Below are 25,175 nucleotides of genomic sequence, written 5' to 3'. Positions count from 1 at the left end.
GGTTTAACACTTGATAAACTATATCGCAAAATATAAACTACACTATCATGAAAAATTTTGAAACATTAGTAGATGCTACTAACGACCTTACTAAAAGGGGATATACAGCTAACTTAAGCCTTGAAGGTGATACCATAGACGATAAATCTCAGGATATACATATGGCTGCAGAAGACTTTGAAATAGATGAGTTTTATCGTTTCGAAGGGCAAAGCAATCCGTCAGATATGTCAATTGTCTATGCTATTAGCTCTACTAAGTATAATTTAAAAGGGATTTTGATAAACGCTTTTGGTACTTACGCAGATGACAGTTCGTCGGCTATCGCCGCTAAACTGCATCACCATCAGGTGAGCGATAATCTGCACGGTGCCGACAGGCCGTCTGAATAGATAAGTTGGCATAGGCAGTTAGTTTATTAGGCTGCCTATTGCAAACTTTTTAAAAGCCATTTTCCAACAGATTGAACCGATGGACCACTATTGCAGCAACTAATTTTTCTAATTCTTCGACTATTTAATAGCCTATGCCCTAAGTTAAATAGTTTTTAGCAGTAAAGACCTTTACTGCTCCCTAACTTAGGGTCTGTCTTTAGATGATACTATTTATCTTGTAAGGTAAGGTCAATGCTACATTAAAGTAATTAATAGGCCAAAAGCTCCTCAAATCTTAAATCTCGTACAACCTCAACAAAAATTATACATTTGTCGTCCGTTTAATTATTGATTTACATGGTTAAATTCAACCGATTTACATTGGATAATGGCCTTAGGGCAATTGTTCACGAAGATAATACTACACCGATGGCTGTGCTCAATGTTTTATATGATGTTGGTGCCCGCGACGAAAACCCCGAACAAACCGGCTTTGCGCATTTATTTGAGCATTTAATGTTTGGCGGGTCGGTGAACGTGCCTGATTATGATAGCCCGCTGCAACGTGTTGGTGGCGAAAACAACGCTTTTACCAGTAACGACATTACCAACTATTACATCACCCTGCCTTCCGCTAATTTAGAAACGGCCTTTTGGCTGGAGAGCGACAGGATGCTAAGCCTTGCTTTTAATAAAAAAAGCCTGGAGACGCAGCGTAGCGTGGTGATAGAGGAGTTTAAGCAGCGTTACCTAAACCAGCCCTACGGCGATGTTTGGTTAAAGCTAAGGCCAATGGTTTATAAAAAGCATCCGTATCGGTGGGCAACTATAGGTAAAACCATTAAGCATATCGAAGATGCTAAGATGGAGGATGTAAAAGCCTTTTTTAAAAAGCATTATAACCCGCAAAATGCCATAATGGTGGTGGGAGGCGATGTGAAGCTTGAGCAGGTAAAACAGCTAGCTGAAAAATGGTTTGGGCCAATACCTGCAGGTGAAAAGTATCATCGTAACTTACCGCAAGAGGATGTGCAAAATGAAGAACGCCGCGAGAGTACATCGGCTAAAGTGCCGTTAAACGATGTTTATATCGCATTCCAAATGGAGGGGCGTTTAGATGATAGCTATTACAGTGTCGAGTTGATGTCTGATATCTTGTCCAGAGGAAACTCATCCCGTTTATATAAAAGCCTGGTGAAAGACCAGCCCTTATTTAGCGAAGTGCATGCCTATATTACCGGCAGCCTTGATAAAGGCATGTTTGTACTGGAGGGTAAGCCCCTGGAAGGTATAAGCATTGATAAAGCTGAGGCTGCACTGTGGGAGCAACTGGAAAAGATGAAGGCCGAAGAGGTACCTGATGAAGAGCTAACCAAAGTGAAGAACAAAACCGAGTCAACCTTGGTGTTCTCAGAAATGTCTTTATTGGATAAGGCGATGAACCTGGCATTTTACGAATTGATGGGTGATGCTGAAACCTTTAACCACGAAATTGATAAGTTTTTAGCTGTTACCGCTGCCGAAATAAAAGAGCAGGCCAATAAGTTATTTAGAAAAGAGAATTCATCCACACTGATTTACCTGTCAGAAAAGAATTAAAGATGTTAGATAGAAAGCAAGCGCCTGAATTTAACGGCGTAGAAAATATAAACCTGATAAAACCCGCTAAATCGCAACTGCAAAACGGTTGTAAAATATTCTCGTTTAACTCAGGGGGGCAAGATTTGGTGCGTATTGAGTGGATATTTAGCAATATACGCTTTAACCCCGTAAAACCGCTGTTAAATGTTGCTGCAAACACCATGCTTACCGAGGGCACCGGCACATTAACCGCTGCCCAAATTGCTGATAAAATAGACTTTTATGGCGCTTTTTTACAGGTAGATTATAGCTACGACCAGTCGCAGGTTACCTTATATAGCTTAACCAAACACTTGTATAAAACGCTGCCGGTTATTAAGGATATCTTAACCGATTCGATATTTCCGCAAAAGGAGCTGGATACGTTTGTGCGTAACCAGCAGCAAAAACTACAGGTCAGTTTACAAAAGAACGATTTTGTTGCCCGCCGTAACTTTAACAAGGCACTTTACGGCGACACAATATACGGATTAGGTGCCGAGCCCGGAGATTTTAAAAGTTTAACACAGCAGGATTTGCTTGCGCATTTTAAAGAAATGTACCAGCCGGCAAACTGTACGGTAATAATAGCCGGTAAGGCCGATCCGGAAATATTGGAAGCTGTAACCCAAACATTTGAGGGGGAGTGGGGAGCTAAAGCCTCTTCATTTGATATTACCCAACCCTCGTTAGAACCATCGGCAGAGCGATTTTTGTATACCAACAAGCCGGACGCGTTGCAATCAGCTATACGCATAGGCACCCCGCTTTTTAACCGTACGCACCCCGATTTCCCGGCTATGCAGGTACTTAATACCATTTTAGGCGGTTATTTTGGCTCGCGATTAATGGCCAACATACGCGAGGATAAGGGTTATACCTATGGTATCGGGTCGGGTATGTCTTCTTTTAAGCATACAGGAGCGTTTTTTATCGCATCAGAAGTTGGTGCAGATGTATGTAAAGCCGCCATAACAGAAATTGAAAAAGAAGTAAACCGCTTAAAGGACGAAACTGTACCTGATGAAGAGTTATCACTTGTGCGTAACTACATGTTGGGTTCGCTTTTAGGTAGCCTGGAGAATGTGTTTTCGCATGCCGACAAATTCAAAAACCTGTATTTTTCTGGTCTTGATTATGACTATTACGACCGCTATACCCAAACTGTTAAAACTATTACATCTGTAGATATACAGCAATTGGCTAACAAATACTTCGATTTTGATAGCTTTTATAAAGTTGTAGTAGGGAAGGTTTGATCTGCGAACACGTAAGTTTTGCGATTCCGGGATGTTTGTAAAGCCTGGAATCGCGAAATAAACGCCTATAATCACTCCATTGTCAGGATTGCATAAATCCGAAATCTCAATTCCAAAATCCGAAATAAAAATCTATCTTTGTCCGGCAAATAATAACTCCAAATAATTATTTGCTATGCAGTTAGACCCATCCAAATTTGTCGCCGAAGGATTAACCTATGACGACGTACTATTACTCCCCGCATATTCTGAAGTATTACCGCGCGAGGTTAACACCAGCACGTTTTTAACTAAGAAAATCCGCTTAAACATTCCTATTATTTCTGCCGCTATGGATACCGTAACAGAGGCTGGTTTGGCTATTGCCCTTGCCCAGGCCGGTGGTATAGGTATGCTGCACAAAAATATGACCATACAGGCACAAGCCGACGAAGTACGCAAGGTAAAGCGCTCTGAAAGCGGTATGATACAAGACCCAGTTACATTACTGGAAGATGCGTTATTAGCCGATGCATTTAATATAATGAAGGAAAACAGTATTGGTGGTATACCGGTAATTGATGCTGAGCACAAGCTGAAAGGTATCATCACCAACCGAGATCTGCGTTTTCAAAAGGATATGACGGTGGCGGTGAGGGATGTAATGACCAAGGAGAACCTGGTTGTGGCACCACAGGGTACAACCTTACTGGAGGCTGCTGCTATACTGCAAAGCAATAAGATCGAGAAGCTGCCGGTTGTAAACAAGGATGGTAAACTGGTAGGCTTAATTACCTATAAAGATATTCAGAAAGTAAAAAACTTCCCTAATGCCTGTAAGGATGAGTTTGGGCGCTTACGTGTAGGTGCCGCTGTTGGCGTAGCTGCAGATAACATAGACCGTGTTACTGCGCTGGTTAATGCCGGTGTTGATGTGGTTACGGTTGATACCGCGCATGGCCACTCAAAAGGGGTGATTGATATGGTTAAAGCCGTTAAAAGTCTTTATCCTGATTTACAGGTGATTGCCGGCAATATAGCAACTGCCGATGCTGCCATTGCCCTTGCTGATGCAGGTGCGGATGCCGTTAAAGTAGGTATAGGCCCCGGATCGATATGCACCACCCGTATTATTGCAGGTGTGGGTGTACCCCAGTTATATGCTGTTTATGAGTGTGCTAAGGCCCTTGAAGGCCGTGGTATACCTGTAATAGCCGACGGTGGTATAAAACAAACCGGCGATATGGTAAAAGCTATTGCAGCCGGAGCAAGCTCAATTATGGCCGGATCGTTATTTGCAGGGGTAGAGGAGTCACCAGGCGAAACCATTATATATGAGGGCCGTAAGTTTAAATCATACCGCGGAATGGGTTCTATTGAGGCCATGGCAAAGGGGTCAAAAGACCGCTATTTTCAGGATGAGACTGATGTGGTAACCAAGCTTGTACCCGAGGGTATTGTTGGCCGTGTGCCGTTTAAAGGCAACATGGCCGAAGTGGTGTACCAATATATAGGTGGTTTACGTGCCGGTATGCACTACTGTGGTGCCGCCAGCATCGAAGACCTGCAAAAAGCCAAATTTGTACGTATAACCGCAGCAGGCATGCGCGAAAGCCACCCTCACGATATTACTATAACTAAAGAAGCACCGAATTATACACGTTAGTAGGTAGTTGATCAGGTTGATTGAATAGTTAAATGACTGTCAATCAACCTGATTTTGCTTTAATACATTATAACCATTTACCAATAATATGCGAAGCATCTGTATCTTCTGCGGGGCTAATTATAACGGCGACCCTGCTTTAAAAGAGGCTATTAACCAACTTGCGCAGGTAATGGTGAGCCGTGGTATTGCCTTGGTTTATGGTGGCGGTAAAGTGGGTGTAATGGGCCTTATAGCCGATGCGGTACTTAGCAAAGGCGGGAGAGCAATTGGTGTAATACCAAAATTCCTGATAGATAAGGAGGTGGGCCACAATGGCTTAACCGAATTACATGTAGTAGATAATATGCACCAGCGTAAGCAAATGATGAACGACCTGAGCGATGCCATCATTATGCTGCCCGGAGGTTTAGGTACCTTAGAGGAGTTTTTTGAGGTACTTACCTGGCTGCAATTAGGCCTTCATAACCATCCTGTAGGGGTATTAAATGTAGGCGGCTTTTATGACCTGCTGCTACAGCAATTGGATGTTATGGTACAACAGCGCTACCTTAAGCCCGCCAATCGGGAGCTGGTTCTTACCTCGGCCAACCCAATTGAATTGATCAATTTGATGGATAACATCCAAATTAAGCCTGACGAGGTTTGGTTCCGCGACCGGAATTTGACTTAATTTTAAAGGTCACCTTTTTGCGTTTTAAGTATCAAGCAGTTTTTGCCGAATACGCTTTTTTCAATTCGAATTTATTACTTGTTTATTTTTGTCGACCTATACTTAACGAATTCCATATTTTTCGTTTTAATTCGTTATAATTCGTTTTTTTTCGTTCGGGGTGGTTAACTAATATAACATAATTAACCATATAAACAATAGGTGCCTGCCATATTCCTGATAAATTTTCCTAAAATTACATCACCAATTAACATCGCACCAATGGACATCGACTTTAATAAAAACGAGGATGTTAACAAACAACTTGTTTACGAATTTAACACGCGCCTCAAAAAAATATACCAGGGCGGCGGCGAAAAGGCCGCAGCCAAACAACACGAAAAAGGCAAGCTGCTTGCCCGCGAGCGTATAGCTTACCTGTTAGATAAAGACAAGCCCTGGCTGGAGGTTGGCGCCTTTACCGGCGATGGCATGTATGCCGAACATGGCGGCTGCCCAAGTGGTGGTGTAGTATGTGGTATTGGCTATGTAAGCGGCAGGCAATGCGTAGTGGTGGCTAATGATGCTACCGTTAAGGCCGGTGCCTGGTTCCCGATAACGGCTAAGAAAAACCTGCGCGCCCAGGAGATAGCGATGGAGAACCGCTTACCTATCATCTACCTGGTAGACTCGGCAGGGGTGTACCTGCCCTTGCAAGACGAGATATTTCCCGATAAGGAGCACTTTGGCCGCATCTTTCGTAATAACGCGATGATGAGCAGCTTGGGAATCATACAGATAGCTGCTATTATGGGTTCGTGTGTGGCGGGTGGGGCCTACTTGCCGATAATGAGCGACGAGGCGATGATCGTAGAAGGAACCGGTTCGGTGTTTTTGGCGGGCTCTTACCTCGTAAAATCGGCTATTGGCGAGGATGTGGATAACGAAACACTTGGCGGCGCAACTACACAATGCGAAATATCGGGGGTAACTGATTACAAACACCCTAATGATAAGGCTTGCCTTGATTCTATCCGTAATATTATGGATAAGGTGGGCGATTATAACAAAGCCGGGTTCGACCGTATCAAAGCATCAGCCCCTAAACTAAAACAAGAAGACATATACGGTATACTGCCCGATAACCGCGAAAAGCCCTATGATATGAACGAGATCATCCTGCGCCTGCTGGACGATTCGGAATTTGAGGAATACAAAGCAGGGTTTGGCCAGACCATTATTTGCGGCCTTGGCCGTATTGATGGCTGGGCGGTGGGCATTGTGGCTAACCAGCGCAAGGTGGTTAAATCAAAAAAAGGCGAGATGCAATTTGGTGGGGTTATCTATTCCGACTCGGCCGATAAGGCTACCCGCTTTATCATGAACTGTAACCAGAAGAAGATACCGCTGGTGTTTTTGCAGGATGTTACCGGCTTTATGGTTGGCAGCCGCAGCGAGCATGGTGGCATTATTAAGGATGGCGCTAAGATGGTGAATGCAGTTGCCAATTCGGTGGTGCCAAAGTTTACCATCGTGATAGGCAACTCTTACGGCGCGGGCAATTATGCTATGTGCGGCAAGGCCTACGACCCAAGACTGATATACGCCTGGCCATCTGCCAAGATCGCCGTAATGGGCGGCTCGCAGGCGGCTAAGGTATTGGTGCAAATGCAGTCGGCAGGTTTAAAAGCCAAAGGCGAGGAGGTGGACGAACAAAAGGAAGCCGAACTGCTTAAACAAACCACCGACCGTTATAACACCCAAACCACCCCATATTATGCAGCAGCAAGACTATGGGTAGATGGCATCATCGACCCGCTTGAAACCCGTAAGGTAATATCCATGGGTATTGAGGCGGCTAATCACGCGCCTATTGAGCGGGCGTTTAATGTGGGGGTGATACAAACTTAGGCGTAACCACCACGTCATTGCGAGGTACAAAGCAATCTCACGACTATTTATGACCGCCTGCACAGCGGTTTGTCCTGTGTAGAGATTCCTTCGTGCCTCGCAATGACGCACGGAGTAAATCCACTCCATTTTCTAATCTCCCATACATTTTCTATCTTCCACATATGAAAAATCTGCTGCTGCCATTACTACTGCTACTTGTTACCTATGCTTCGGCGCAAAATGCTGATAAGATACACCAAAGGGCTATACTGGTTGATACGCATAACGATGCCTTGTCTAACGAGTTGATTACAAAACTTGATCTGGGTAAACAGCAAACAGTAGGCAACTTTGATTTGCCTCGTGCTAAACAGGGAGGGCTTGATGTGCAGGTATTCTCCGTTTGGTGCGGCGAGCAGCATGGTAAAAACGATGCTTACGCATTTGCTAACCGCGAGATAGATTCGCTTTACGCGCTTATTAAAAGATACCCGGATAAAATTACACTGGTACGCACAGCGGCCGACTTGCAAAAAACGGTAAAAGAGCAAAAGCTGGCCGCCATGATAGGGGTAGAAGGCGGCCACATGATAGAGGACAGGCTGGATTATATTGATAGCCTTGCCAAACGTGGCATGGCTTACCTTACCCTTACCTGGAACAACAGTACCGATTGGGCAACATCTGCCCGCGATGAAACCTTAAAAGGCGACTCGTTACCCCAAAAGGGCTTAACAGATTTTGGCAAGCAGGTAGTGATCAGGTTAAACCAATTAGGGGTGATGATAGACCTGTCGCACCCCGGCGAAAAAACCTTTGCCGATGTAATGTCAATTACCACTAAGCCGGTTATTGCATCGCATAGCTGTGTTTATGCCTTAAACCCGCACAGGCGCAACTTAAAAGACTACCAGCTAAAGGCCATTGCCCAAAACGGCGGTGTAGTGTTTTTGAATTTTTACAGTGGCTTTATTGATAGTACTTACAACGCCAAAAACGAGGTGTTTTTGGCAAAGCATAAACCGGAACTCGACTCGTTATACAAAATATATAATGACGAGGACCTGGCCAGTATACGCCTGAACACCTTATATAAAGAAGAAGCCGACCTGATGCGCCCGCCCCTAAGCATGCTGATAAAACACATCGACTATATGGTAAAGCTGATAGGCGCTGACCATGTAGGCATCGGCTCGGATTTTGACGGTGCCGAATCGTACCCTTTAGGGCTTGACAGTGTTACCGACTACCCCAAAATAACCGCAGAGCTGTTAAAGATTGGGTACAGCGAAAAGGATATTGATAAAATATTAGGTGGTAATTTTATAAGAGTGCTCAAGGCTAATAAGGGGAAGTAGTATGAAAAGACTTATTGCTTTATTTATTGTTATACTTGTTTGCTTAAATGCCAAATCGCAAACATTAAAGCTTTTTTTAGATACAAATAGAAATGTTATAAATGATTCTACAAAATCCCATTTTTATGCCATAGCGCAAAAGTTAGAAGGAGATTCGGCTTGGGCAGGAAAAATCTATAATAAGCGTGGCGACGCGTTGAGTGTGGGTACTTACAAAGACGATAAATTAAAGATACCACATGGCAAGTTTGTTTTTTATGGATATGACCTTCAATTTAATACTGATTCTTCGTCCCATAAGTTATTTAGGTATTTACATAGTACAGGCTACTATTTAAATGGCGTACGATCGGGGCCATGGATGTATTTTTATAACGATGGAGTTAAAAATTTTATGTATACCTATGAAAATGGAAAGTTTAATGGACTTTATGAGCGATATGGCAGAGAAGGTGAATCTATAGAAAGGGGACAATATATAAACGATTTAAAAGAAGGAGAGTGGTTTATTCAATACGGCAAAACCATTAATGCTATTACTTATAAAAACAATCAAAAGGTTGATCAATTAGACAATAGTTCTCCAGCCGTTAAAAGACTACAGGTTGCTATTTTACACAACATTGTTATCAACGGTGGACCTGACTATGATTTTACAAAATATCTAAATCAAGCTATTAGTTCTCGTATTGCAAACGGTATTGATGGAGTTGTAGTTGTAAATTTTACGGTAGATAAAAAGGGTAAAATAAAACGGCCGAAAATCATTAGGAAGTTAAGTGATCCTGTTGATAAAGCAATTACAGATGCTTTACTTGCCGCCCCAAATTGGAGACCATTTAGACAAGATGGGAGTTATATTAGCCAGGAAATTGTGTATCATGTTATTCTCATTAATTCAAAAATTAAAATCCGTTTAACACATGACGGTCAGATCACAGATCCTTATTATTAACAACCAATCTTTTACTCCACACTGACGCTATTTAGCGGCATATTTATTAAATTCGCATCTTATAAAAATTGTAATGTCACAAGATACTGAACACGTTAAATGTTTGATCATAGGTTCGGGCCCGGCGGGTTACACTGCGGCCATTTACGCTTCGCGTGCCGACCTTAAGCCTGTAATGTATACAGGTATGCTGGCCGGCGGGCAGCTTACACAAACTACTGATGTAGAGAACTTTCCCGGTTATCCTGATGGTATAATGGGCCCCGAGATGATGGAAGATTTTCGCAAACAGGCCGAGCGTTTAGGTACCGATATCCGTTTCGGCTACGTAAGTTCGGTTGATTTTTCGTCGCTGCCGCATAAAGTAGTGGTTGACGAAAACAAAACTATACTGGCAGATACGGTTATCATTTCAACCGGTGCATCGGCAAAATGGCTGGGTTTGGAGTCTGAACAAAAATATAGCGGCTTTGGCGTATCTGCTTGTGCCGTTTGTGATGGTTTCTTTTTTAAGGGCCAGGATGTAGCTATAGTAGGCGCGGGCGATACCGCTGCCGAAGAAGCCACTTATTTAGCCAAGCTTTGCCGCAAAGTGTACATGATCGTTCGCCGCGACGAGTTCCGCGCCTCAAAAGCAATGGTACACCGTGTATTAAACACGGCCAACATAGAGATACTGTATAATACCGAAACCCTTGAAATTATGGGCGACGGCCAAAGCGTAAACGCTGTTAAGGTGTTAAATAACCAAAGCCAGCAGGAGCGTGTTTTAGATGTTACCGGCTTTTTTGTAGCCATTGGGCACAAACCCAATACCGAAATTTTTACCGACTGGATACACATGGATGAGACCGGTTATATAAAAACCAGGCCCGGATCAACAGAAACCAATGTTGAGGGCGTATTTTGCTGCGGCGATGCGCAGGATCATATTTACAGGCAGGCGGTGACCGCTGCAGGCACAGGCTGTATGGCCGCTATAGATGCCGAGCGTTATTTAGCTGCTAAAGAGCATGTTGTAACGGCGTAATTGGTAATTAGAGACTGGAGGCCAGAGGTTAGGGTATGCTAATTTTAACCTGCAATCAGAGACTGGAGATTAAAAAATTTCTAACCTCTAATACCTAACCTCAAACCTCTAACATTACCTAATTAAAATAATTTAAAAAGCTGCTTTCTTGCAAGAAAGCAGCTTTTTTGTTTCTGTTTGTGTAATTTTTAAGTGATTATAGTGCGTTTTTTTTAAAATATGCTAAATTCACCACTTCTAATATTAACCTGATTGTTTTTACTATGTATAATAAGGCCATTGCACTGCTATTTGCATTTGTTATTTGTTCAACACTTATAAAAGCCCAAAACACCGACCCATACGCCGGTATCATTCCGGCACCCGTATCTGTTAAAAAGTTAACCGGTGAGTTTATATTAAGCCAGGAAACCAAAGTACAGGCTGATACACCTAACAATAAGGCTGTTGTATTCTTCTCTTCGTTTTTAGCCGATAATATGGCCTACAACAAGCAGGTAGGCTTACGCAACACCAGCGCAACATCAAACGTAATTTACCTCACCTCAACCGGTACCGAAAATTTACCTGCCGAAGGTTACCGCTTAACCATTACGCCGCAGCAAATTACCGTAGCAGGTAAAGGCGCGGGCCTGTTTTATGGTATACAAACCCTTATACAATTAATGCCTGCCGATAGGGCCGCCACCGCCAAACTGCCTTGTGTGCAGATTGAAGATTACCCACGCTTTGGCTACAGGGGATTGATGCTTGATGTTGGTCGCCACTTTTTTTCGGTAGAGTTTGTAAAACGATACATCGACCTGATGGCTGCTTACAAACTAAATAATTTTCACTGGCATTTAACCGAAGACCAGGGCTGGCGCATCGAGATAAAGAAATATCCTAAGCTAACCCAAATAGCCAGTATGCGCGCCCAAACAGTTATTGGTAACTACCGCGACCGTACGCCGCAGCAATTTGATAATACCCCTTACGGTGGCTTTTACACCCAGGATCAGATACGCGATGTAGTAAAATATGCCGCTGCGCGATACATTAACATAGTGCCCGAAATAGAAATGCCGGGCCACTCGCAGGCTGTACTGGCGGCATACCCCGAACTGAGTTGCGACCCAAGCATGCAATACAAAACGGCCGAGACATGGGGTGTGTTTAATAACATTCTTTGTCCTAACGAAAAAACATTTACCTTTTTACAGGAAGTTTTAACCGAGGTGATGGACTTGTTTCCGAGCAAATACATCCACATAGGCGGCGATGAAGCGCCAAAAGTGGTTTGGAAAAACTCTAAGTTTTGCCAGGATATGATAAAACGCCTAAAACTGAAAGACGAACATGGCCTGCAAAGCTACTTTATACAGCGTATGGAGAAGTTTGTGAACAGCAAAGGCCGCAGCATAATAGGCTGGGACGAGATACTAGAAGGCGGGCTTGCACCAAACGCAACTGTAATGAGTTGGAGAGGCGAAGCCGGTGGTATTGCGGCTGCCCAGCAAAACCACGATGTGGTAATGACCCCAGGAAGCAATGGCTTGTATATTGACCATGGCCAGGGCAAACTAAACCAGGAGCCTTTAAGCATTGGCGGTAACGAGCCTGTATCAAAAATTTACAGTTATAACCCAACACCGGCAGCTTTAACACCCGATCAGCAAAAGCATATATTAGGCGTGCAAGCGAATCTGTGGACGGAATACATACCAACCGAGGCCAAAGTAGAGTTTATGCTGCTACCGCGTATGCTGGCCTTATCAGAGGTGGCATGGTCGCCTTTGGCTAATAAGAATTTTAAAGACTTTAACGAAACCCGCCTGCCTTACCATTATGCCTGGCTGGATAAAAACGGTTACAACTACCACGTACCGCAGGCTATAGGCGCAATTGATACTACCATGATAGGTACGCAATTAACGGTTAACTTAAAAGCACCGGTTAATGGCGCAACCATATTTTATACTATAGATGGCTACACCCCACGCGAAACGGATATGCCATACACTAAACCCATTACGTATAATGTACCAATTGATCAATACCGCGAGTTGCAAACCATTGTAATTACCCCGTCGGGTAAGCGCAGTTCGGTAAGTAAAATGGTGGTTTATAACAAAGCGCCTTTGGCACCTGTAACTTTTAACGGTACAAGCATGGGTATGAAGTATCAGGTATCGGCCGGAAGCTACGTAAACACCACTCAGATTAACCCGGCTGCCGTAATTGATACCGGCATAGCAAAAAGTTTTAGCACGGCTACCAGCGCCTTTAAAAAGGCTTTTGGTAAATATGGTGTGGTGTTTACCGGTTACCTGCGTGTAGATGCTGATGGCAACTACGGCTTCTCTACACAATCAAACAATGGGTCGGTACTGTATGTGGATGATGTACCCGTTGTTGATAATGATGGAAGGCACGGCAGCTTTGAAGAAGGCGGCGCCATACCTTTGCAACGCGGCTATCATCGTATTACTATCAAATATGTTGATGCCATGCCAACCAACAGCAGCCTGCGCGTTTTTATGACCATCCCGGGTAAGCCTAAGGGAGAGTTATCGCCCGATATGATGTACAATTAATTAATGCATTAAAATATATGTATGTTAAAAAGTGTTTACTGTTATCGGCTGCTTGCTTAGTATTGGCAAGCTGTGCCAACGATGATAAAAAGCCGCAGGATATACCGGTTATTAGTAAAAAGCCGGCATTGATGGAGCCTTTTAGATATCATAAAGATATTGAGGTTGCGCCGGGCCAAACTTACGATATAGTAAGCTGGGGCAGAGGGGCTGACACGGTAGGCTCGTTTGCCATACTACATTCCGACTCGGCAGACCGAAAATACACCACAACCACCGGCAACCTGGATGGGCACATTACCGATGTATATAATGCCGATATGGATACAGACGGCAATCCCGAGATATTGATACAATCGGAGGGGAAAGACACTATTAATTACACCAAGATATATGCCTTTGAGTTTAATGATAACCAGGCCAATAAGCTTGATTTTCCGAAACTAACTTCATCGCAAAAAAAGGGTTACCGAGGCGATGATAACTTTTATATAAAGGATGGCAAGCTGATAAGGGAGTTCCCGATATTTGACGGCAACACAAAAACCGCCAAACCAACCGGTGCAAAACGCCAATTGGAATATGGTTTGCGCGGCAACAGCTTTACCGTGCAGCAATTAAGTAAAGATTCGGTTATTGCTGCCGAACCAGTTGTCAAGCAGGAAGTTAAACAAGCCGAACCAAAAAAGAAAAGTACAGCGAGTGCGCCTAAAAAGAAAAAGCGCCGCCACCGCAGATAAGTGCAGCAGGTAATTTGAGCGATATGATACTAACAAACTTTTTAGACAGGCTTAAACAAGAATACTATACATTGGATGGTTTAAGCCAGGAAAACTATTATGCACGCTTATCTGGTTTATTTGTGTTGCTGGAGCTTGATGGCGAACGCCTTAACGTTGAGCAAGACCTGAATATAGATCAACTGTTAGAAAGGTTTGCCAACATTAACGAAGAAGAACTGCGAACTGACCTGTCGGCAAATGAACTGGCGCTTATCAAGCTTAAAGTTAAAGCAGGCTTAGCTATACTAATCAACACTATTGAGGGTTGATTTACTTGAGCAAAACATCGCTTATAACAGGCTTATGGTCTGATAGCTTGTTGTCTGCCGTAAAATAGTTAAGAATATCAAAGCTTTTACCAGTAAAAATAAAATCTATCTGCAAGGGGTAATTGCTGTAATAAGTTTTTAAAAACCCACTCCCTTTTGCTTTGAACGCATTTTGTAGACCACGCCCAATGGTATTTACCGAATAGGAAATAGGGGTGTCATTAAAATCGCCGGTTATTATGACCGGGTAGGGGCATTTATTAATATGCTGTTTAATAACGTCGGCCTGCTGGCTTCTTTTTTTAAACGCGCTTATCAGTTTGTTTTCTATAAATAAGGTTCTGTTAATAGATATCCTGCCTTCAAGGAACTTTGCCTTCTCCTCATCCTGAATTTGTACCGCCGCAAGGTGAACGCTGTATACCCTTACTATTTTACCCTGTATTTTAACATCGACATATATAGCCCTTGTAAAATCACCATTATTAAATAACACAGCCCCTGAATGTATAATAGGGTATTTGCTAAATATGGCATTGCCGGTAGAGTCGGTAGGGGTGATTTTAAATGGTTGAAAATATTTATACTTCGACTGCATTACCCTTCGGATAGAATCAGTTACATCACCATTATTATAAATAACTGAATAGAATTCCTCCATGCTAATAATATCCGGGTTGGTATTTCTCAGGAAGTTATAAATGCCTTTTTGTACAGCCTTTCCATTGTCGTCAAAAATGCCAAACGCACGTACATTAAATTGCATAATGCGTATAACTCCCATAGGCTTTTGTTGGCCTAAACTACTTTTAAAGTGCATACCGCAATAACATATAATATAACTAAAGCCAATGATAACACTTACCAGGGATAGTAATGAGTAAAGTTTAATGGGGCGAATTAGCCAATAAATTATAAAAATCATATTTACCGGCACCAGTATTGGATAGGCAAAACCCAAAACAGCTATTAAGCCGAACTTAGCCGGGTTGGCATATGGAGCAAGGTAGCTCATCAATAAAAATAAAGTGGCTACAATATTTATACAAAGGACTATCTTATCGGTAATAATTAACTTTTTCTTGAATATTGGCAACATTTTCTTTTTTAATATAGTTGATCCATTCCGTCAATACCGAGCCTTCAAAATGATCGGTAAGGTTGCCGTTAGTATCTAAATCGGGGTGCAGCATTATTTCTGTAACTACATTATTTACGTGGGCGTTATTCAAATAATAGCCAACCGTTTCAAACCTGTCCGAGTAGTTAAGATCATTAGCTATTAACTTGTTGTTAATGTATTTGCGATAGGTATATTTAATGTAGCTGTTCTCTTTATATGATTGTGCAAGCCTTAGTTTAAGATTGTGTTTTTTTGCGGCATTAAAAAAAACACCTTGAAATTGCGGCAGTGTGTGTACGTGATTATGGGAATCGAAATGTGTAATGGTAACATTATGGGATAGGGCCTTATTTATCTGAGCATCTATTTCAGCAGTAAAGGCGGTCTTCGCTTCGGCATTTAAAATGCTAAGCACTTTTGTGGTTTTTAAACTGTCCCAGTTACCCTCACTGTCCAGGTATTTTTTTAGTTTAAAGTTGCTAACAGGTTTACCTTCAGTAAAATTAACATGTACACCTACGTTTTGTATGACTGGGTTTTGATGTAAGGTATTTACGGATTCTTCAAATAAAATAGTGTTTGTTAAAAACGATGTACTGTTAATAACACTCAAATCAAAGCACTTTAATATAGCCCGGTTTACAGAAGAACTTAAGCCAAAATCATCTGCAGTGGCAATTACATTTTTATTTAGCAGCATTTATAAATTTAGCTAATTAATAACTATAAACCATCATTCAGCTACCTTACCCAAGGTACTCAACAAATCTCGCCAAATTAGTAGGATAAACAATATTGATTTCTATCTTAAAGAGTTTGTTTATTTTTAATAAAATCTTTGGGTTTAATATTGCGTAAAATGTTAAAAAAATATACGTAAAAATCATCTCATTAACTATAAATTTATAATTATACCTTTTTATTAATCCATACAAATGTTAATAGAAACATTGCATAACTATAAAAAAGTGCAATAAAATGTTAGTATTATTTAATTTAATGAAATTTTAATGCGCATTCTGTCATAAAATATAATCTAAGAGTGATTTTTTTTATTATTTTTGGGACGTAATCTAATTGATTTAATAATATTGATAATGCCTTTAGCAATCGCATTTTTTGAGGTTGTTTTGGCTTAAACACTTAACAAAAACTATTACTTGAGCTCGTTTCACTTTGCTCACAAATATGAATCGTTTCTATTTCAAATGGAATATTTTGTATTTAAATGTCGATATATATTTATCGTGCGCATATCCGTGCTCATGGCTTCATAATTAATGCTATCAAATAATAAACATGAAATTTAAAAACTTACATTTTACATTTTTTATTTTAATACTCATTTCATTTTGTTCATGTACCAGTTATAAAAATGTACCTTATTTTCAGAATCTAAAAAAAGATAGCCTTTTAGTAACGGAAACCATAAACAATTACGCCCCGTTAGCCATTCAACCGGGCGACTTGTTGGGCTTGCACGTAACCAGTTTAAACCCCGAAGCTGATGCGGCTTTTAACTATAATTTGCAGCGCCTAAATGGAAACAATCTGGATCTAAGAAACGCCAATGAAAACGCTGTATTGGGTTTTTTGGTTGATCAGGACGGAAATATAACCCTGCCTTATGTAGGTGCGGTTAAAGTTGCAGGGTTTACTACCTCGCAAATAGCTGCCGATGTTCAATCAAAGCTTACTAAGTATTTAACCAACCCAAATGTTAATGTGCGTATACAAAACTTTAAAATTTCTGTATTAGGAGACGTTGGACGCCCGGGTACTTATGATGTATTTAACGAACGTATAACTTTTACCGAAGCATTAGCCCTTGCTGGTGATTTGAATGTTACCGGTGTACGAAACAATGTATTGCTGGTAAGAGAGGTGAATGGTAAAAGAGAATATTACACTGTAAACTTAACACAGAAAGAGCTATTCAATTCGCCGTATTATTACCTTAGAAATAATGATGTAATATACGTGCAGCCAAACCGCGACAAGGTTTCGTCAAGCGACTCGGCCTATCAAAAAGCTTCATTGGCAATAGCCGCATTATCCATTTTGGCCATACTATTAACTCGATAATATTACTTCGTTTTTATGAGCAAACAGCAAACTCAAATCACTACTCTTGCACTTCCTGCCGGCGGGAATGACCCGTCATCTAACCTGAGTATCTTAATTAAGAAATATTTATATCACTGGCCATTATTTGTTGTAGGTGTAGTATTGGCTTTAACAGCCGCTTATTTTTATTTGAAGCTTGCTAAGCCCGTTTACCCTATTGTAGCTACGCTTGAATTTAAAACGCCAACAGCATCATCAGCTTCATTAACTGTAAATCAAAGTTCGACAGAGCAACAGCTTGATCCTATTGATAAGCCTGTTATTGTCGAAAACGAGATAGAAGTAATGAAATCGAAAAAACTGATCTATCAAGTAGTTGATAATTTGCAGTTGTGGGTTTCATATTATCAAAAAGATGGGCTTAGAAGTGTTGATTTGTATGGCAGAAATCCTGTAAAGTTTCAGTTTGTAAAAAAACATGAAAATGTTGGCCCTGCAGGTCAAGTGATTGATGTTATATTAAACACAAATTCTTTTATACTAAAAAATAAGATAGAAGGTGACAAAACTTATAATTACGGTAGCCCGGTAGCAACTAGCTTTGGTACCTGGAAACTTGATGCAACAGACGACTTGCAAGGCAGTATTGGTAAAGACCTGAAAATAATAGTTCAAGACCCTGATTTGGTAACAGATGGCTACCAGGGTGGGATCAAAGTAGAATTGGAGAATAAGGATGCCCCGTTTGTAAACCTAACATCTACAGATCAGGTGCCTCAACGTGGTAAGGATATACTAAACTCACTTTTGGCTTTGTATCTTCAGTATGCAATGGAGGACAAGAATAAGCTATCTCAAAAAACATTAAAGTTTATTGATTTTAGGCTTGATTCGCTTAAAAAAGAATTAAATTCAATTGAGGCACAGTTTGAGCAATATAAAAGCAGTAACAACATAACTGATATTAATGCGCAAGCGCAAAGTTACAGAGACTTACAATTGGCTAATACCCGCTCGCTTAACGACATTAATTTACAATTAAGTATACTCAACTCGCTTGAAAGATATGCTAATTCTTCTCAAAACTCGCAAAAAATGCCTGCGATAAATGCAAACCTGGGCGATCCAACCTTAGTTGTGTTATACGACCGGTTAACTCAGTTGCATTTAGACAGGCAAAAACTTCTGGCAACAACGCCCGAGGCGAACCCCTTATTTATACCAATTGATAAACAAATAGTTACTTTAAAAAATGATTTTAAAGATAAAATTGGCATTATAAAATCATCATTACTTGCTCAAAAAAAGCAAATAGAAAGCGTAGGTACAGGTGTGCGTTCTGACTTGAAAATGATACCTGGTCAGGATAAAGAATACTCTTCTTTAAAGCGTTTGCAAGAAACCAAAGAGAACGTATATAAATTTTTGTTAGAGAAACACGAGCAGGTTGCTTTGCGTTACGCTTCCTCAATATCCGACTCGGAAATTGTTGATGATGCCCATGCCGGAAAAGTTAAATGGCCAATTGTGCCTTTAGTATATGGGCTTGCTTTTATAATAGGGCTTGGTGCCGCCGCAGGTTTGTTATTTGCAAGAGAAAGCTTTAACGATTTAATTACCAGCCGTAAACAAATTGAAGATGAAACTGAGATCCCTATTTTGGGTGAACTATCTTATCAAACAACAGATAAACAAATTGTTGTAACCGAGGGCAGGAGCAAATTTGCTATTGGAGAACAGTTTAGGGTGCTGCGTACCAATTTATATCACCTACACGGCAATAGCGATAAAGGCCGTGTAACACTGTTTACGTCAAGTGTAAGCGGTGAAGGTAAGAGCTTCGTTAGCTCGAATCTTGCAGTGACCTTGGCGTATGCGGGTCGTAAGTCGATAATTTTGGAGATGGACTTACGTAAACCAAAGGTGTCCATAAGCTTCGGTTTATCACCGGATAACCCTGGTATCAGCGATTATTTAGCAGAATTAACAGACGATGTAAAAAGACTTATCCAGCCATCTGGAATACCAGGACTTGATATTTTAAGTTGCGGCCCAATCCAACCTAACCCATCAGAGTTATTGGAGAAAGACAGGTTAGACCAGTTGATTGAAAAATTGAAAGAGATGTACGACGATGTTGTGATAGATTCACCACCAATACACCTGGTAACAGATGCACTGATCATATCAAGGGTTGCAGATGCATCTTTATACGTGGTTCGTCAGGGGTATACCCATAAGTACGAACTAGAGTTTGTTAACGGCATTAACGAAGCTAATCGTTTCCCTAAATTTACTATCGTATTTAACGGTATCAATAAGGATTCGGGCGGTTACGGCGGCTATGGCTATGGGTATGGTTACGGCGGCTATGGCGGCTATAGTAATTCATACAACTCGTATGCTACAAAAGAAAAAACCACCTTTAGAAGCGTAATGAAAGGTGTTTTGAGTAGGTTTTAATTTAAAGATGTACTAAGTACTCATTTACTATTTTATAACAGTACAATAATGAAGATACTTGTTACAGGTGCGGCTGGTTTTATTGGCTTTCATTTAGTTAAAAAATTAATAGATAATGATACCGAGGTGGTTGGCGTAGATAATATTAACGACTACTACGACCCGCAATTAAAGTTTGCCCGCCTTGCAGAATGTGGGATTGATAAAGAAAGTGTAAACTGGCATTGCGAAGTAATAAGTTCTACGTATAACAACTATCGTTTTATACGGATGAACTTGGAAAGTAAAGGGGAGTTAGTGTCTCTTTGCCATAAAGAAGGCTTTGATATTATAGTGCATTTGGCCGCACAGGCTGGTGTACGATATTCCATCCTCAACCCCGATGCATATGCGCAATCTAACCTGGTAAGCTTTTTAAACATTTTAGAGGTAAGCCGTAATAACAAAATAAAGCACTTGGTTTATGCAAGTTCGTCAAGCGTTTATGGCTTAAATGCTAACATGCCTTTTTCAGTACATGACAATGTAGATCATCCGGTATCTTTATACGCTGCAAGTAAAAAGGCTAACGAGTTAATGGCCCATACCTACAGTCATTTATATAAGATACCAACTAGCGGTTTACGTTTTTTTACGGTTTACGGCCCGTGGGGCCGGCCGGATATGGCCTATTTCTTATTTGCCGATGCCATATTAAACGGTAAGCCGATAAAAGTTTTTAACCATGGTAAAATGAAAAGAGATTTTACCTATGTGGATGATATTGTTACCGGTATTATTAATGTAATGAATAAACCGGCAGAACCGGATGAGAATTGGGATGCTAAAAATCCCGATCCCTCGCGGTCTACCGCGCCCTACAGAATATATAATATCGGCAACAACACGCCGGTAGAGTTAATGGATTTTATAAAACAGATAGAAACCAGCATAGGAAAACAGGCTGTTTTACAATACCAGGATATTGAACCGGGTGATGTAACATCTACCTGGGCAAATGTTGACGACTTGATAAACAATTTTAATTATAAGCCAAATACTACTATCGAAAATGGCTTAAATGAATTTGTGGAATGGTATAAAGGATATTATAGCGCATAAAGCAATGTGCCTTAATGCTTAATGAATTAGTCCCCGATAACTACATTTAACTAATTGGAAACATCTAACAATAAACGTATAGCCAAAAATACCTTTATGCTGTATTTTAGGATGCTGCTTAGTATGGTAGTGTCTTTATATACAGTTAGGGTAGTATTGCGAACGTTAGGAGTTGTAGATTATGGTATATTTAATGTTGTTGGTGGAGTTGTAGAGATGTTTTCGTTTTTAAGTATCACTATGGCATCTGCTACACAAAGATTTTTTTCATTTGAGTTAGGACGTAATGATTTAGTTAAACTTAAACGAACTTTTAGCTTGACGGTAATTATATATGCGTTAATTGCTTTTATTGTTTTGATTATGGCAGAGTCTGTGGGCCTTTGGTTTTTAAACAATAAGATGGTTATACCATTAAATAGAATTGTAGCTGCAAACTGGATATATCAATTTTCAATTCTGTCTTTTATTTTCGCTATGATGACTATCCCTTATGAAGCAATTATTATTGCTAGAGAGAATATGTCATTTTATGCTTATATAAGTATAGCTGAAGTACTACTGAAATTAATAATCGTTTACCTTTTAGTTTTATTTTCTGTTGATAAATTGAAGTTATATGGCTTTTTGGTTTTTACTATTACTGGTATAATTACTTATTTATATCGTTTAGTATGCCGTCGCAATTATGAAGAAAGTCGTTTTCAATATCATTGGGATAAGGAACTGTTTAAAACTTTAATTAATTACTCGGCGTGGAATTTATTTGGAGCAATTACATATGTTGCTAATAACCAGGGAATGAATATTATATTAAATATATTTTTTGGACCAGTTGTAAACGCCGCCCGCGCAATAGCTTTTAGGGTTAGTACATCTATTAATTCATTCTCAACAAATTTCTATACAGCAGTGAATCCACAAATAGTGAAATCTTATGCTTCGGGAAAACGAGAAGATATGATTACACTTGTTTTTAAAAGTTCTAGAATATCATTTTATCTTTTATACATAATAGCCTTACCTATTTTATTAGAGCTGGATGTTTTTTTAAAAATTTGGCTAAAGAATAGTACTGAATATATGGTGGTTTTTACACGTTTGGCAATAGTATTTTCATTAATAAATTCGTTAGAAAACCCATTAACACAAACAGCAAGGGCAACGGGAGATATTAAGAATTATCAGGTTTGGGTAGGTTCGTTTACTTTACTAACCTTGCCAATCTCTTATATATTATTTAAAAAAGGTTTACCCGCAGAAACAACCTTTTATACGTTAATATTGGTATATTCGATAGCGCTCTTTATCAGACTATTAGTGTTACGTAAATTGATTAATTTATCAATCTATAGTTATGTAAAAGAAGTTTTATTCACTGTTATATTTGTCTCTGTTTTGGGTTTAGCTATACCGACATTTATAAAGCTGCTAATTGGTGATGGATTTTTCCAATTTTTTACGGTTGAGATATCAGCTGTATTATGGGGAATCATTGTTATTACAGTTGTGGGCTTAAAGAAAGACGAGCGGCAATCCTTATTCAATTTGGCGAAATCACGTTTCACAAAGTCATTTAATTAAAAAGGTAAAATTTAGGTCTCCTATAATATGGCTTCTAAAAGATATACTGATACATACAATTCTTACGAAGTATTTCAAAACCCATCTTATAAAGCTAATCGTTTTTTTGAGTATACTTTTAAATTTGGATACCTGCTTTTATTTCTGCAATCGTTATATTCATGGTTTACGTGGGATTTGACCCAATTGGTTACATCAATAATTTGTTTAATAATGAGCTGGCCATTTATATGGCAAGTAAGAGCATCATCGTTAAAATTTAATGCAAAGACTATAGTTCCATCTATTCTTTTAATAATTGCATACTTTTTAACGATTGATCTTAATACCGAGCTCAATTTAAACTTCTTTGTCGGAGGGTTCCTTCCAATTTTACCTATAATACTACTTATTCAACTACATGATTCCATTAAAGTGGATTTGTTGAAGTTTATTACTACAACTGTAGCCGTCATTTTATTTTTTTCAATACTTATTTGGATTTTACTTTTATCAGGTATAGACTTACCAAGTTTAGGTAGAGTGTCAAATCCTGCATGGGATGCTTATGTATATGACAACTATTTTTTCTGTTTAAGAAATATCCTATTATATCCTAACAGGTTTTGCGCAATATTTTTAGAACCCGGGCATTTAGGTATGGTAGGGGCATTTCTGCTTTATGCTAATAATTTTCAAATACGTCGGTTGCCTGTATTAATTATTTTAATAGCTATTTTTTTTACCCTTTCATTAGCTGCTTATATCCTAACCATTTTCTCATTTACCTTATACGTTCTTATCTATTCTCGCCAAGTGCTAATATACTTGGTTATCTGGCTTATATTACTAATTAGCGGGTATTACTTTTTTACTACTTATCAGGGAGGGGCAAATGTTATTAATAAAAAGATCATTTCGAGATTGGAATACAATGAATCTAAAGGAGATATTGAAGGGAATAACCGGGTGCAAAAATCGTTTGATAATTATTATTCGTCCTTAATAAATAAGGATGATATTTGGTTTGGTATTGGAGCAAAAAGATATAACGAATTGAAGTTTGGACAGGGTGGTAACGCTGGCTATAAAGTTTACTTAGTTCAAAATGGTATAGCGGGAACGGCTATTGTCTTTTTGTTTTACCTTTCTCTTGTTTTATACAATAGGTCTAAATTAGGCTTAGCGCTGCTTGTTATATATATATTGGCATTTATTCAACGGGCCTATCCGCTTTGGTCATGCGAATTAATTATATTTATTACGGTTCTTCCACCTAAATTGTATGACGAATGAAATCTATAAATGTAGCCTATGTGATGCATTCTTCGACGCTTCAAGAAGGTTCTAATAGATCATTATTAAACATGTTAGATGGATTGATGATGAAAGGAGTGTCGCCATATTTGATTTTACCGGAAAATGAAGATAAAAGTATTTACGACGAAATTAACAAGAGGAAAATTCCTTATATTGTATTAACTTATTTCCTGTCGGTTTGGCCTTATGTTGGTGGTTTAAAAGACTATGTTTTGTTTATTCCCAGGTACATTAAGATACGAATGTGCAATCTTATCGCATTATTAAAAATAATGCGTTATGTAAAACTTAACAAAGTTGATATAATACATTCAAATGTTGGGCCATTGTTAATAGGTTATCAGTGCGCCCGAATACTCAATATCAAGCATGTGTGGCACTTAAGAGAGTATCAAGATTTAGATTTTAATTTTAAAACTCTCTACAGTAAAAAATCCTTTAAAAAAAAACTTCTAGCAGCAAACAATCATGTAATAGCTATTACATTGGGGATTTACAATCATTTTGATTTATCCAAAAACTCAAGGATAATTTATAATGGTATAATGAGGTCAAATGAAGTTTATTTTTCTGAGCATAAAAAAAAATATTTTTTATATGTTGGGCGATTAACAGAAAATAAAGGTGCAAGGGTTTTGGTGGAAGCATTTATAGAATTTACAAAAGATAACAATGAATTTTATTTATATTTTGCTGGACAAGTAACACCTGACTATCAACAAACGCTGATTGATTTAGCTAAAAAGAATGGTATAGAAAATCAAATAAAATTTTTAGGACCTAGGGATGATGTATACGAATTAATGCGTCATGCTTATACTTTAATTGTTCCTTCGTTACACGAAGGATTCGGCCGTATAACGGTTGAAGCTATGTATAATGGATGTTTAGTTATTGGGAATAATTCAGCAGGAACCAATGAGATTTTAGAGAGAGATAAATTAGGGATACTCTATACCGGAACAAAAGGTTTATTACATGCAATTAAAAATGTTGTGAACAATGGCATAGAATTTTATTTTCCGATGATACATATGGCTCAAATTACTGCAGCCAAGCTATATTCTCAGGAAGCAAATTCGACTTCAGTTTATAATTATTACAAAGAAATCATAACACACTAAT

At 39.5% G+C, this 25,175-nt stretch carries 20 protein-coding genes; 18 read left to right on the top strand and 2 right to left on the bottom strand.

What is annotated here, in order from left to right; genetic code table 11:
- Positions 1–47 precede the first annotated feature (47 nt).
- From FFF34_006350 to FFF34_006295, 12 genes are all read left to right on the top strand, one after another.
- Positions 48–392, top strand: coding sequence for a glycosyltransferase family 1 protein (locus FFF34_006350; protein ID TSD67017.1), 345 nt, complete (start codon positions 48–50; stop codon positions 390–392).
- Positions 393–731: 339 nt separating this feature from the next.
- Entirely contained in the window at positions 732–1,973 is a 1,242-nt protein-coding gene (locus FFF34_006345) for an insulinase family protein (GenBank protein ID TSD67016.1), read from the top strand.
- A 2-nt stretch (positions 1,974–1,975) separates the two neighbouring features.
- The gene (locus FFF34_006340) at positions 1,976–3,253 is read left to right on the top strand and encodes an insulinase family protein (protein TSD67015.1); all 1,278 of its coding nucleotides are present in this window, start codon (positions 1,976–1,978) and stop codon (positions 3,251–3,253) included.
- 175 nt (positions 3,254–3,428) lie between these two features.
- A complete protein-coding gene (gene guaB / locus FFF34_006335) occupies positions 3,429–4,898 on the top strand; it encodes an IMP dehydrogenase (protein TSD67014.1) in 1,470 nt (489 codons plus the stop codon).
- An 88-nt stretch (positions 4,899–4,986) separates the two neighbouring features.
- Positions 4,987–5,571 carry a TIGR00730 family Rossman fold protein gene (locus FFF34_006330; GenBank protein ID TSD67013.1) on the top strand — a complete coding sequence of 195 codons (585 nt, stop codon included), beginning with the start codon at positions 4,987–4,989 and terminating at the stop codon, positions 5,569–5,571.
- Positions 5,572–5,832: 261 nt separating this feature from the next.
- On the top strand, positions 5,833–7,461 hold the full coding sequence (locus FFF34_006325) for an acyl-CoA carboxylase subunit beta (GenBank protein ID TSD67012.1): 1,629 nt from the start codon (positions 5,833–5,835) through the stop codon (positions 7,459–7,461).
- Positions 7,462–7,625: 164 nt separating this feature from the next.
- A complete protein-coding gene (locus FFF34_006320; GenBank protein TSD67011.1) occupies positions 7,626–8,801 on the top strand; it encodes a membrane dipeptidase in 1,176 nt (391 codons plus the stop codon).
- Between the two features lies 1 nt (position 8,802).
- Positions 8,803–9,756: a hypothetical protein gene (locus tag FFF34_006315; GenBank protein ID TSD67010.1), complete on the top strand. Its 954-nt coding sequence runs from the start codon at positions 8,803–8,805 to the stop codon at positions 9,754–9,756.
- 73 nt (positions 9,757–9,829) lie between these two features.
- A complete protein-coding gene (trxB, locus tag FFF34_006310; GenBank protein ID TSD67009.1) occupies positions 9,830–10,786 on the top strand; it encodes a thioredoxin-disulfide reductase in 957 nt (318 codons plus the stop codon).
- Positions 10,787–11,049: 263 nt separating this feature from the next.
- Complete coding sequence (locus FFF34_006305) at positions 11,050–13,362, top strand: family 20 glycosylhydrolase (protein ID TSD67008.1); 2,313 nt, start codon at positions 11,050–11,052, stop codon at positions 13,360–13,362.
- 17 nt (positions 13,363–13,379) lie between these two features.
- Entirely contained in the window at positions 13,380–14,102 is a 723-nt protein-coding gene (locus FFF34_006300; GenBank protein ID TSD67007.1) for a hypothetical protein, read from the top strand.
- 23 nt (positions 14,103–14,125) lie between these two features.
- Entirely contained in the window at positions 14,126–14,413 is a 288-nt protein-coding gene (locus tag FFF34_006295; GenBank protein TSD67006.1) for a hypothetical protein, read from the top strand.
- 1 nt (position 14,414) lies between these two features.
- Here FFF34_006295 and FFF34_006290 read toward each other — a convergent pair whose 3' ends face one another.
- Positions 14,415–15,512, bottom strand: a complete 1,098-nt coding sequence (locus FFF34_006290) for an endonuclease/exonuclease/phosphatase family protein (protein ID TSD67005.1) — start codon at positions 15,510–15,512, stop codon at positions 14,415–14,417.
- Positions 15,472–16,236 (bottom strand): ChbG/HpnK family deacetylase, encoded by a 765-nt coding sequence (locus tag FFF34_006285; protein TSD67004.1) that lies wholly within the window; start codon positions 16,234–16,236, stop codon positions 15,472–15,474. The genes FFF34_006290 and FFF34_006285 overlap by 41 nt, the downstream gene beginning before the upstream one ends.
- 599 nt (positions 16,237–16,835) lie before the next feature.
- On the opposite strand from FFF34_006285, the gene FFF34_006280 reads away from it, so the two are divergent.
- The 6 genes from FFF34_006280 (at position 16,836) to FFF34_006255 (ending at position 25,174) form a co-directional block, all read left to right on the top strand.
- Complete coding sequence (locus tag FFF34_006280) at positions 16,836–17,621, top strand: polysaccharide export protein (GenBank protein TSD67003.1); 786 nt, start codon at positions 16,836–16,838, stop codon at positions 17,619–17,621.
- A gap of 15 nt (positions 17,622–17,636) precedes the next feature.
- Positions 17,637–20,066 (top strand): polysaccharide biosynthesis tyrosine autokinase, encoded by a 2,430-nt coding sequence (locus FFF34_006275; protein TSD67002.1) that lies wholly within the window; start codon positions 17,637–17,639, stop codon positions 20,064–20,066.
- 48 nt (positions 20,067–20,114) lie between these two features.
- Positions 20,115–21,167 (top strand): NAD-dependent epimerase, encoded by a 1,053-nt coding sequence (locus tag FFF34_006270; protein TSD67001.1) that lies wholly within the window; start codon positions 20,115–20,117, stop codon positions 21,165–21,167.
- Positions 21,168–21,221: 54 nt separating this feature from the next.
- Complete coding sequence (locus FFF34_006265; protein TSD67000.1) at positions 21,222–22,751, top strand: lipopolysaccharide biosynthesis protein; 1,530 nt, start codon at positions 21,222–21,224, stop codon at positions 22,749–22,751.
- A 213-nt stretch (positions 22,752–22,964) separates the two neighbouring features.
- Positions 22,965–24,026 (top strand): hypothetical protein, encoded by a 1,062-nt coding sequence (locus FFF34_006260; GenBank protein ID TSD66999.1) that lies wholly within the window; start codon positions 22,965–22,967, stop codon positions 24,024–24,026.
- Positions 24,023–25,174, top strand: coding sequence for a glycosyltransferase (locus FFF34_006255; GenBank protein ID TSD66998.1), 1,152 nt, complete (start codon positions 24,023–24,025; stop codon positions 25,172–25,174). The genes FFF34_006260 and FFF34_006255 overlap by 4 nt, the downstream gene beginning before the upstream one ends.
- Position 25,175: the final 1 nt, after the last annotated feature.

The organism is Inquilinus sp. KBS0705 (genome assembly GCA_005938025.2).
GTDB lineage: Bacteria > Bacteroidota > Bacteroidia > Sphingobacteriales > Sphingobacteriaceae > Mucilaginibacter.
Note: the sequence above shows the minus strand (reverse complement) of the source record. Positions and strands in the feature narration are given on the sequence as shown.